This window comes from Microbacterium murale (assembly GCF_014635185.1).
In the GTDB taxonomy this organism is placed as follows: domain Bacteria; phylum Actinomycetota; class Actinomycetes; order Actinomycetales; family Microbacteriaceae; genus Microbacterium; species Microbacterium murale.
The window spans coordinates 1,213,773-1,224,847 of record NZ_BMCM01000001.1 but is presented as its reverse complement, the minus strand read 5'-3'; the positions used below and the strand labels follow the sequence as shown (position 1 = coordinate 1,224,847).

Sequence of the window (11,075 nt, the reverse complement as noted above, 5' to 3'; positions counted from 1 at the left end):
GGGTACTGGAACTGAATGTACTGGTTGGTACATTGATTCGGCAATACCTCTGGGAAATTAATGTACAAACTGGTACGTTCACTGCCATGCACACCTCAATCGCTTCTGTCTGCCTGTCCGGAGGGCTCGTAGACAAACTCCACGCCTGCGCTGAAGCAGGCTTCGACGGCGTCGAGATCATGGATGCCGATCTCATCGCCGCGCCGGAGTCGCCGGAGGAGATCCGCGCGCTGTGCGAGCGGCTCGGGCTGCGGATCGACATGTTCCAGCCGTTCCGCGATGCCGAGGGCGTCTCCGACGACGTGTTCGCGGACACCCTTCGTCGCGCCGAGGCGAAGTTCGAGATCATGAACCGGCTCGGCACCGATCTGATGCTGGTGTGCAGCAACGTGGGCACGGCCACGATCGACGATGACGAGGTGGCAGCGCGGCAGCTGGGTGAGCTTGCGGACAGGGCAGCGGTGCACGGCATCCGCCTCGCCTATGAGGCGCTCGCCTGGGGTCGATTCGTGGATGACTACCGTCGTACGTGGTCGATCGTGCAGCGCGCGGATCGACCGAACCTCGGCATCTGCCTCGACAGCTTCCATATCCTCTCGCGCGGGCACGACCCTGCCGGCATCGAGGGAATCCCCGCCGAGAAGATCTTCTTCCTGCAGCTCGCTGATGCTCCGGCGCTCGACATGGATGTGCTGTCGTGGAGCCGGCACCACCGACTGTTCCCCGGCGAGGGTTCGTTCGATCTGGTGGACTTCATGACGCACGTGGTGCGCGCCGGGTACACGGGCCCCTGGTCGCTGGAGGTGTTCAACGACACGTTCCGTCAGACCGATACAGTGCGAACGGCCGCGCATGCCCAGCGATCTCTGGTGTGGCTTGCCGACCGGACGGCGACCGCAAACGGCTGGGACGACGGCCGACTCGGGTCGGCTCAGCCGGTGTCGGCACTCGACTTCGTGGAGGTCGCCGGGACGGATCTCGCCGAGGTCGACGAGTTGCTCGCCCAGCTGGGCTTCGCCTTCGAGGGGCGCCACCGCAGCAAGCCGGTTCGGCTGTGGAGCGCGGGCTCCGCCCGCGTGATCCTGAACGAGCAGGTGCGGCACGACGAACCTCGGCTGTCGGGGATCGGCCTGCAGGTTCCGGATGCCGCGGCCGCCGTCGATCGCGCGATCGCGCTGGGTTCGCAGAAGATATTCCGCCGGACGTATGAAGGCGAGCAGGACCTTCGCGGTGTCGCGGCGCCGGACGGGACTCAGGTGTTCTGGAGTTCGCTGCCGGCCGAGGATTCCTGGCTGCAAGAGTTCGATGGCGGCACCGAGGCAGTCGGTGGTCTGGTCGGCGAAGTCGATCACGTCAACCTCGCGTACGCGTGGCAGGACTTCGACGAGGCGGTGCTGTTCATGTCGAGCGCGCTGTCGCTGCATGCGGAGCCGCCGGCAGATGTGCCCGGACCTCAGGGGCTGATCCGCAGTCAGGTCATGCGCACTCCGGACGGGATCGTCCGCGTGCCGATCAATCTCGCACCTCCCACGGCGGCGCCGCCAGCCAGGCACATCGCGGTGCGGTGCGACGACGTGTTCACGGTCGCGCGTCGCGCGAAGGAGCGCGGCATCGATCACCTGCGCATCCCTGCGAACTACTACGACGATCTGTCGGCGCGGTTCGGTCTCTCTGAAGAGCTGCTCTCGTCTCTGCGCGAGCTCGATCTGCTCTACGACCGCGATGCCGAGGGCGAGTTCATCCACTTCTACACGCGCACGATCGGTGATGTGTTCTTCGAGGTGGTCGAGCGGCGCGGAGGATACGACGGCTACGGCGGAGCGAACGCGCCGATCCGGCTCGCCGCACAGCGGGCGATGGGGCGCTGAGCCTCCGGCTGCCGTTCACAACTCCTCACACTCGCAGCTGAACGGCCCCGAATCCACCGGATCCGAGGCCGTTCAGGTCTGGCTTTGCGGAGTTATGAACGCGTGGGCTCAAGCACCTCGCGCTCCAGCCGTGCGAACGACTCCTCCATGCCGTCGGCCATGCCGGTGGCGAGGATCATGTCGCGCGTCTCCTTGTCGGGGTACTCGATGAGCACCGTGACAAGGGTGGCGCCGTCCTCTTCATAGAGGTTGAGGTCGTTGAGCGTCTGAGTGGGCATTCCCTGCATCCGCTCGGTGGTGACGGCACGGCGCGGAGCGTCGATGAGCAGCACCTCGCCCTCGAAGCCGAACGGCTCCCCCTCGGTGTCTCCGACCGGAGCCCAGGAGTTACGGTACGACTGGCCGACCTCTGTGCCGACGACGGACTCCGTCATCTCCCAGCCGTCCGGTCCCAGCATCCACTTCTTCACGAGTTCGGCGTCGTGGTGCGCACGCCAGACCAGCTCGCGCGGACCGTTCACCAGACGCGTGATCCGCACGTGCGTGTCGTCGAGCAGTTCGACGCGCGTGCCCTTGCCCTGTGCGTATTCGCGGAGGTCCTGTAGCACGGCATCCAGCTGCGCCATCGCCATGCGGGTTCCTTCGACGGCGCCCATCGCGACGACCTGCTCGAGAGCCTCGGCCGAGTCGAAATGGCTGGTGTTGATCATGCGGCTGCCGGTGTCCGTCGACTCGAAGCCGAACGTCATCCGCATCGCCGGCATGCCTTCGATCGGATTCCCGTCGGCGTCCGCGAAGGCGTCGATGACATCGAAGCCGTGCGGTTCGAGGATGTTGAGGAACTCCCACGAACCGCCAGACTTCTCGCCCTGGGGACTGGTCATGTAATAGAGCGCCTTGCCGCCCACCGTGAAGTCGAACTCGGTGAAGGTGGCCGGCCACCCCGGAGGACCCCAGAACCGCTCGAGCTGGGCCGGATCGGTGAACGCGTGCCAGAGCCGCTCGATCGGAGCGGCGAAGTCGGCGGCGACGGTCATCGTGAGGTTCTCAGCATCAGTGCTGATGTCAGTGACAGGCATTTCATTTCCCTCTCTTCGGTGAATTCTGCGGTGGGTTGTTCGGTGAATCTCGGTGGGGAGATTCGGATGACAGGAGATCGTCGAGGCGGGAGATGCGGGCCCGCCACAGCTCTTCATATCGGGCGAGCAGCGCCCGGGCGCGCGCGATCATCTCAGGATTCGCGCGGACGAGCCGCTCGCGTCCCTCGGCGCGTTTGATGATGAGGCCCGCGGCCTCGAGGACGGCAACGTGCTTCTGCACCGCGGCGAAGGACATGTCGTAATCGACCGCAAGGGTCGACACCGACTGCTCTTCATTGATCGTGCGGCGCAGGATATCGCGTCGGGTCGCCGTCGCCAGTGCGTGGAACACACGGTCGGTCTCCGCTTCGCTCAATTCTAGTTGTGCAACCATTTGGTTGTACGTTACGACGAAGCGGATGCCGTGTCAAGAGTTTTTTTGTCGGAATCGCGTTGAGCTGACACAAGCGCGCTTTAAATGACACACGACCCGGCTACGGTGACACCGTGTGTCACGAAACGCCGAGGACCTTCCTGCGTGACGGGCCGAGGCGGAGGAGCATCAGCAGTGGATACAGGAGCGAAGGGGCTCCGACTGCCCCCTTGTCTTCGCACCGTCCGAACATGGATTCATTTGCGAAAGGGTCTCGATGCGGCCGGTAGACGGAGCCAAGGACATCACCCCTCGACGCCGCACGTCGTCATCGGAATTGCATTGGATCCCTCGCACGAACCCTCGGGGCGCTGCGGCCGGACAACACGAATGGGCAGCGGTCGGTCGAGACCTCGGCGAGGGGGACTGGGCTGCCATCGATCCACTGAGAATACGGAAGTCGAAAGGCGTCCGTCATCGGTTCACGCCAGCGATGTACTTCTGGCAGCGCACTCGATCTCATGTGTGGTGCGAGTCCCAGCAGGAGCGTTGGGAAGTTCTATGGCTGGACTACGGCGGGCAAGTGGACCGGCTGTGGGCGCAGCCTTTGGCGATCGCCTTCGGGCACGGTTCCCAATTACCAGGTTTCTCGCACGTTCCTGATTTCTTGGCTCAGTTCACGGACGGCAGCTTGGGGCTCTTCGATGTGCGCCCTGCCGAGCGGGTGGACGATGAGGCCCGCGTCCAGTTCAAAGAGACCGAAAAGATCTGTGAAGCGCTCGGCTGGCGCTACCGAGTTCTCACGGGTTACGGCCATCTGGCGACAGCCAATCTCGACTGCCTTTCGGCATCTCGCCACGACCGCTGCCTGCCCACGCCCACCATGGAAGCACTCATCCTGGAAACAGCACGGGGCGGTCGACCACGCGGTGAGCTCTGCAGAATCGTCTCCCCCGAGTGCCCGCCGCTGGCCTGCGCATGGATTGACAACATGGCCTGGCGTCGCTTGCTCGACGTCGATCTAGCTGTTGTCTTCAGCAGTGAGACCGTCTACACCACCTCTGATTCAGCGCTTGAGGGAAGGGCAGCGTAAATGCCTGACGAATACAAGCTCCAGCTCGGCGACTCCGTCACTATCGAGGGGGAACTCTGGGTCTGGGAAGGCGTCCGCCGCGGCACCGAGGCGAGGCTCCGTCGCGACGGCAGCGCTGACGATTGGATGAGTGTGTCGATGCCGGAATTGCTCGCGCACGCAGGCACCGCCCGGCGCAACTCGAGCACGCCTCTTCGGGCAGTCTCAGGCAATTGGCCAGCCGACGTACTCGACATGGAAAAGCACCTGCAGGAGGTATTCCGAGGCATCCCGATGGATCCGACTGCGACGGCCCCGCGTCCGCAGTATGACCTGGTCCGAACCACGCAGGAACAGCGGATCGCGTCGAAGGTCGAGGAGCTGGCCGGCACATCTCTCGGCCGATCGCGGAAGGCTCTCTTCAACTTCTGGAAGGCTTATCGATCAGAGGGCGTTGCTGCGGTGGATGCGCGACTGCATCCGAAGGGCAAGAAGCGTCTGGTGGTCGCGAAGGCCGATCCTCGCCTGGTCGCCGTCATCGACCGAGAACTCGATAGCCGGGTGAACATGTCGACGAGCAGCCGACGTCACTGCGCCGCCCTCGTCCGTCGCACCTTGGAAGCTATGTATCCGGGCGACGCGATCTGCGCGATCAAAGACACCACCCTTCAAGGGTTCATCAACGAGCGCGACGCGGGCCGATACAGCTTCGCGAAGGCGACCACCCGTCGCACGGCGTCGAACCGCCCCGACCGCGAGCACTTCTCCGGCAACGCACACCGGCTCGGCGCAGTCTGTGAGATCGACTCCACGACGCTTGACGTACAGGTGTGGGACGACAAGGGCAACGACTTCCGTCCGACGGTGACGGCGCTCTTTTGCGTGAGCAGCCGGGTTCCGATGGCCTGGGCAGTCCACGCCGACTCGCCAAACGGCTACGACCATGCGCTGCTGCTGGCCCGGGCGATCGTCGGTCGCCGGGCTGTCCCCGGTTCTGCCGCCGCAACACTCTCGGGCTCAGCAACGCTTCCAGTCGAACTCATGAAGAGGATCAATCCGTACCTCGACGATGAATCACTCGCCGTGCCATGGATCTTCCCGCACTCAATCACCGTCGATGGTGGCGCAGACTTTCGATCCGCAACCTTCGAGGCCGCCTGTCGCGCGTTTGGGATCAATCTCGTACTCGCACCGCCCAACACGCCGACAGTCAAGCCACATGTCGAACGCAACTTCGGCACAACCTCCTCGGACTTCGCGACATGGCTGGCCGGCTCCACTGGTAACGCGGTGCACAATCGCGGGAAAAGCGCTGTGCCGATTCTGACGCTGGACTCCGTGCGTCTCGCTTTCGATGCCTGGATCACCACAGTGTTCCTGAACTCGCAGCACCGGGGGCTGAGATCTCCACTGTTCCCTGGGCGAAAGTGGACACCGAATCAGATGTACTCCGCGCTGTTCGAAGTCGGTCCGGGCGTGCAGCTACCCTTTCGTGCGGAGGACTTCTTCGGCTTACTCCCCAGTGAACCTCGTGTCATCAGTGACGAAGGAATCACGTTCAAGAACCGCGTATACGACTCTCCTCTCTTGGCGGACCTCCGCAATCGTTCGCTGACGGGCGCGCCCGCTGGATCACGACAGGCACGCCAGTTCGACATTCACTTTGATCCCTACAACTCGAATGCGGTATGGGTCCAGCATCCTGAATCCAGGGAGTGGATCGAGTGCTGGGACAAGCTCATCGATGAGCGAGCCGCGTGGATGGTCGCGGAGACACAGGTGAAACTGATCGAGCGCTTTGGCTCCGGAGAACCCGGAGAGGTACCGAAGACGTCGGAGTTCCTCGATGAGATCGAACGACGTGCGCGCGGCGACAAGCAGGCACGCAAGCGCTACCTCCGAGAGGCGTCCGCGAAAGCCACCGGCGAGCCGGACACCGACGCACCGCTCACCGAACCTGTCGCGATTGGACTACGCGAATGGAGCAATCCCGTAGATGTCGATGACATCGACTGGAACTCGTCGTCGTACGACATTGTCACGTCGAAAGAGCTGCACCCGTGATCATCGAGCCACTCGTCCTGCATCATGACCGAAAGACCACACTCGCCGGCCTCCGCGAAGCGCTTGCGGCGCTGCCCCCGATGCCAACATCAATCTCATTCTCCGACTACGCCGCGCTGAGCGCATCCGAACGCAGCCTCTACGACGAGGCCCGCGACGATTATTTGCGGCTGACACTGCGAGTACCGACACCCGAGCAAGATCTGAGTACGAGAATCCTCGCCAAGCACATCGTCGCGAACCCGCGCCGAAAGAACTCGCGCCGGGGGCTTATGGTTTCAGCGCCCATGTTCTACGGCAAGACTGAACTCGCGTTGCTTCTTGCGCGCTCAGTTGAGAACGACCACTCCAGGAAGTTCCCGAACTACTCCGCTGACGGTGAAGTCCCTGTCGTATGGGTGGAGGTCACCGACCACGCTACGGGCAAGGCGCTGCTCAGTCAGATAATCAGGTTTCTCGCCCCGACGATCACCCTGCCGACTCAGATCACGACGGACAACCTCCGGCGGCGAGCGGTGGAGCTGCTGCACGTCCATCGCACGAAGCTCCTTGTGATCGACGAAGCCCACAATCTCGGTGGAAGCGAACCGTCGAGCGTCATCAAGGCGCTACAGAACGAGTCCTCGGCCACAGTCGTGCTGGTGGGGATCAATCTCACCAGAGGCAAGGCGTTCGGTTCGGGCGACGGCCTTCAGGTCACGATGAGATGCGACTTGGTCGAACTGCGAAGGGTCGACATCCAAAGCGATGAAGGGCTCGCCCTGTGGCGTCGCTGGGTCGCCATCTTCGACCGCAACCTTCCACTGTGCGAGCACGGCCGGGGCATGCTCACCAAGAACTTTGCCGCTCTTCATGCCGCCGCCGACGGACGCCTTTCGGTGCTCGCGATGATCATCGAGCGACTTGTCGCATCGATTCTCGATGAATCCGAGCGCACGGATGAACGGGTGACCCGCGAGCGGCTATTCGCGGTCCTCGACGGTTTGCGGCAGACCACGCGAGTCCGACACAGAGTGCAACTCAGCGACCTCGTGGAAGCCGCGTGACCGACGCCCGGGCATGGCCCATCCGACCTAAATGGCACCGCTTCGAGTCGCCGCGATCGTATGCCCAACGTCAATGCGAGGCTGCGGGTGTTCCCTTCGACTACGTCGAGCGAGGACTCACGACCGAAGCCCGGCCATACATCTACCGCGTGTGGGTTAATGAAGCTGGTGCGGCGAGCACAATCGAGGCTGCTGCCGGCCGTCCCGAAGGCCATTACTTGCGCCTCAAGCGCCTCGCTCAACCGAAGTCTCACCAGGTGTACTCTGACCGGTTCCTCTGCCGACTGTGCGCCGCCGGCGATCGTGTGCAGCAGATACCGCACGATCGCGAGAACTGGTGTCTGCGGCACCCGGGCCAGCTTGTCTGGACGGGGCCCGGAACGACGCCGGAGTCGCAGCGGATAGTCCCATTCGACCGCGAACTGGCGAACGCCGAGCGCCTTTTCAGACGCCTGGTCGCCAGTGACCGGGTCGACGCGCGGTTGCACGCGCGGGTGTGGGAGATGGTGCGCGACAACGCGTGGTTGACCCAGCCCGACGGATGGAAGCCAGCGTTGGCTGCGTGCCGCGAAGACCACGAGGTTCGTGGTCGAGCCGAGTTGTACCCAGAGACTATCGCAGTACTTGCCGCGCTTTCGAATGCCGAAAATGTTGCTCGATGGTCTGCGCTTCCTGCTGAAGAACTACGTCCGGTCATCCTCGAGGCCTTGCCGCCGATGGTAGGAGCGATCCGGGTGCTCGTTGAGCGAATCGTGCTGTGGCTGCGCCCGCACCGCCGCGCGGACCGTCCAACTCGCATCGACCCTTTGAACCTGCCGCTGGACATCGTAGACACGTCAGCGATCATCGATTCGACGGCGGCGTACCCACTGTGGATTCAGCGGCGCCCGCGTGCTGTGGGGGAATGGGACTGGGGTCGCAACGACGAGGCCCGCGACCCATGGGAACCACGGCGGACATCAGCGGCGGCATGGTGGGTATGCGATGAAGGCCATTCCTGGGAAACAACTCCATACGTGCGCGCGATAGCAGGTTGCCCGCACTGTGCCGGGTTCATAGTTTGGCGGGGGCAGTCAGACCTCGGTACTCAATTTCCCGACCTTGCAGCGGAGTGGGACAAGTCACCTGGGGCTAACGCGGGCGGACCTGATCATGTCAGCTCAGGTTCCCACCGCCGCGTCAAGTGGGTCTGCAGTAGAGGACACCGCTGGGTGGCCACGATCAACAACCGGGCGCGGAACGGCTCCGGCTGCCCCTATTGCGCTAAGAAACGTGCCATCCCGGGAGAGACCGATCTCGCAACCCTGCGTCCCGACCTTGCGGCCGAGTGGGACTACCGTCGCAACGGCAAGCTCACGCCTCACGTCGTCAGCGCCCGTACCACGAGGAGGGCCTGGTGGGCGGGTCGGTGCGGCCACGGGTGGCAGGCGTCGATCGCAAATCGCACCCGCGGCAATGGTTGCCCATACTGCGCTGGCAAGCTCGTCCTACCCGGGGCGACGGACCTCGGCACACTCCGCCCTGACCTCGCCGCTCAGTGGCACATCAGCAACGAGCTGCGCCCCGAGCAGGTACGCCCCAATGCTCGCAAGAAGGTGGCCTGGCAATGTGAAAAAGGCCACGTCTGGGAAGCAGCAATTTACAGCCGTTCGAGCGGCAGGGGGTGTCCCTACTGCGCGGGCAGACTTGTCGTGCGCGGCAAGACGGATCTCGCCACGCTGCGACCCGACCTCGTGCCGGAGTGGGACGCATCAAATGTGCTCAGCCCTCACGAGGTGACTGCACACTCGAAGCACCGCGCCATGTGGAAGTGCGTGGAGGGGCACGTCTGGGCGGCGAGGGTCTATAGCCGAACAAGCCGGCGTGGCAACGGATGCCCGCTCTGCAATGGACATCAAGTGGTTCCAGGCGCGAATGACCTGTCGACGTTGCGGCCTGAGCTCGCTGCCGAATGGGATCTCAGCAATAGTCGCGCACCGGGCACGCTGAGGCCGACGTCGACCCTCATGGCGGCTCGGCGATGCCCGAAAGGGCACCTCTGGAAGGCGACGGTGGCAAGCCGCTCTTCAGGTCGCAGCTGCCCATCGTGTCCATCCCCTGCTTGCGTGGACCTGGCGTGAACTCGAAGGCATCAACGCGAACGAGTGTGGGTGCTCGGGGCGCGCGACACGAGCGCGCCTCTCCGTTCCTTCAGGTCACTAATCGCGCCTCAACGGCTCCGAAGGTCAGGGGCGCCCTCTGGGACTAGATCCACCAGCGAGGCTCCGAGCACCTGCGAGAGCGCGAGGAGCGTGCGGAGCGTGGGATTCGCGGGGTTTCCCGGGCGCGACTCCCCCTTCTCGTACTTCTGATAGGTGTAGCGCGTGAGGCCGGACCGATATGCGACGTCTTCCTGGCTCAGGCCAGCGCGCTCGCGCGCAGAACGAAGCGAGGTCGCGAAGCGCTGGGAGTACGCGCTCCACTCAGCTTCAATCTCTTCGTTCCGTCGGGGCACCTATCAAGCGTCTCGACCAGCTATTCCGCGTATGGCCTAATCGGTATGGCATAATTCGGAAGGCCATACGAAACAATCTCGTCCTCGTCGGATCGCTCCGCTCCCTCTGCACGTGTGCTGCCCATCCCGATGACAGGCGGTCGCGTCACGGGAAGGCCCGTGCAAGCGACCGCGATTGTGATGGATGAGATGCCTGAGTCGTACCCGATCTGGTGGCAGGACATCGACTCGCCGCCGCCAGCCGAATGGGTGTACATGTTCGAGGACTTCACCGGTGACGACACGGCGGAGCAGTGGGCGCTGGCCGCAGCGATCTTCATCGCCCAAACTCGCCGGCGCACAGCATCGGGTCCCACGTTCGCCGAACTCTTCACCTACCTCCTACCGGACTCCGACGGGCTCCCTGGCCCTCTGCCACGGAACCTAGATTTCATGGAGCGGCGCCGCGCGATTGCGGGCTTTCGTGGCCACGCAGCAATCGAGTGGCGCCGACGAGGAATGATCAGTTTTGATAGTGGCGTCATGCGCAGCCTGCGGGTCGGTCGCGAGTTTCGCGAGAGGTCGCGGCGTCGCCAACAGGCCCGCGACGCCGCACGCCGCGCATGCGGAACCGAGTTCGAGACCATCGCCGGGCTCGCGAACTTCATGCGACCACAGAACGAGACAAGTGACATGACGGACGACTTTCCACCAGAACTGCAAGGCCTCGTCAAGCGGATCGCTCCCGGCTGGCCAGAGCTGCTCGAAGTCGGAGTCGGCTGGTACCCGCTAGTGGGGCGGCTCGATGAAAAGCTGTCCGCCATCGCTCCGAACTATGTCGTGCAGCAGGTGAAGTCGAAGTTCGGCGCGCTGAGCTTCTATGCCGACCCGACTGCAGACCCGTCGAGCTTCGACGAGGCGTTCACGGACGCTATTCGGGCGGCCGAGTGGGAAAGCACGGTGACTTGCGAGGTGTGCGGGTCTCCGGCGAGGCAGTACGTGATCAAGATGTGGGTATCAACGCTCTGCGGTGTGCACGCCGGAGAGGCGAGTGGCGACGGGCCAGATCCGGATTCGTCTTCAGCGACCGCTTGATCGAA

At 63.7% G+C, this 11,075-nt stretch carries 9 protein-coding genes; 6 read left to right on the top strand and 3 right to left on the bottom strand.

Annotation, left to right across the window (positions count from 1 at the left end; all coding sequences use genetic code 11):
* Positions 1-86: 86 nt before the first annotated feature.
* On the top strand, positions 87-1,868 hold the full coding sequence (locus IEV67_RS05955; RefSeq protein ID WP_188435593.1) for a sugar phosphate isomerase/epimerase and 4-hydroxyphenylpyruvate domain-containing protein: 1,782 nt from the start codon (positions 87-89) through the stop codon (positions 1,866-1,868).
* A gap of 92 nt (positions 1,869-1,960) precedes the next feature.
* On the opposite strand, the gene IEV67_RS05950 is transcribed toward IEV67_RS05955, so the two are convergent.
* Both IEV67_RS05950 and IEV67_RS05945 read right to left on the bottom strand, forming a co-directional pair.
* Complete coding sequence (locus tag IEV67_RS05950; RefSeq protein ID WP_188435592.1) at positions 1,961-2,947, bottom strand: SRPBCC family protein; 987 nt, start codon at positions 2,945-2,947, stop codon at positions 1,961-1,963.
* A 1-nt stretch (position 2,948) separates the two neighbouring features.
* Complete coding sequence (locus IEV67_RS05945) at positions 2,949-3,341, bottom strand: ArsR/SmtB family transcription factor (RefSeq protein WP_188435591.1); 393 nt, start codon at positions 3,339-3,341, stop codon at positions 2,949-2,951.
* A 256-nt stretch (positions 3,342-3,597) separates the two neighbouring features.
* On the opposite strand from IEV67_RS05945, the gene IEV67_RS05940 reads away from it, so the two are divergent.
* The 4 genes from IEV67_RS05940 (at position 3,598) to IEV67_RS19155 (ending at position 9,622) form a co-directional block, all read left to right on the top strand.
* Positions 3,598-4,413 (top strand): TnsA-like heteromeric transposase endonuclease subunit, encoded by an 816-nt coding sequence (locus IEV67_RS05940; protein WP_268238573.1) that lies wholly within the window; start codon positions 3,598-3,600, stop codon positions 4,411-4,413.
* On the top strand, positions 4,414-6,456 hold the full coding sequence (locus tag IEV67_RS05935; RefSeq protein ID WP_188435589.1) for a TnsB C-terminal domain-containing protein: 2,043 nt from the start codon (positions 4,414-4,416) through the stop codon (positions 6,454-6,456).
* Complete coding sequence (locus IEV67_RS05930) at positions 6,453-7,502, top strand: TniB family NTP-binding protein (protein ID WP_188435588.1); 1,050 nt, start codon at positions 6,453-6,455, stop codon at positions 7,500-7,502. Before IEV67_RS05935 ends, IEV67_RS05930 begins: the two co-directional genes overlap by 4 nt.
* Before the next feature lie 503 nt (positions 7,503-8,005).
* Entirely contained in the window at positions 8,006-9,622 is a 1,617-nt protein-coding gene (locus tag IEV67_RS19155) for a zinc-ribbon domain-containing protein (RefSeq protein ID WP_373284449.1), read from the top strand.
* Positions 9,623-9,711: 89 nt separating this feature from the next.
* On the opposite strand, the gene IEV67_RS05920 is transcribed toward IEV67_RS19155, so the two are convergent.
* Positions 9,712-9,996 carry a helix-turn-helix transcriptional regulator gene (locus tag IEV67_RS05920; RefSeq protein WP_229702783.1) on the bottom strand — a complete coding sequence of 95 codons (285 nt, stop codon included), beginning with the start codon at positions 9,994-9,996 and terminating at the stop codon, positions 9,712-9,714.
* A gap of 180 nt (positions 9,997-10,176) precedes the next feature.
* On the opposite strand from IEV67_RS05920, the gene IEV67_RS05915 reads away from it, so the two are divergent.
* Positions 10,177-11,070: a hypothetical protein gene (locus IEV67_RS05915; protein ID WP_229702780.1), complete on the top strand. Its 894-nt coding sequence runs from the start codon at positions 10,177-10,179 to the stop codon at positions 11,068-11,070.
* Positions 11,071-11,075: the final 5 nt, after the last annotated feature.

Coding starts and splice junctions, on each gene's coding strand:
- IEV67_RS05955 (WP_188435593.1), top strand. CDS start 87: ATGCACACCTCAATCGCTTCTGTCTGCCTGTCCGGAGGGCTCGTAGAC.
- IEV67_RS05950 (WP_188435592.1), bottom strand. CDS start 2,947: ATGCCTGTCACTGACATCAGCACTGATGCTGAGAACCTCACGATGACC.
- IEV67_RS05945 (WP_188435591.1), bottom strand. CDS start 3,341: ATGGTTGCACAACTAGAATTGAGCGAAGCGGAGACCGACCGTGTGTTC.
- IEV67_RS05940 (WP_268238573.1), top strand. CDS start 3,598: ATGCGGCCGGTAGACGGAGCCAAGGACATCACCCCTCGACGCCGCACG.
- IEV67_RS05935 (WP_188435589.1), top strand. CDS start 4,414: ATGCCTGACGAATACAAGCTCCAGCTCGGCGACTCCGTCACTATCGAG.
- IEV67_RS19155 (WP_373284449.1), top strand. CDS start 8,006: ATGGTGCGCGACAACGCGTGGTTGACCCAGCCCGACGGATGGAAGCCA.
- IEV67_RS05915 (WP_229702780.1), top strand. CDS start 10,177: ATGGATGAGATGCCTGAGTCGTACCCGATCTGGTGGCAGGACATCGAC.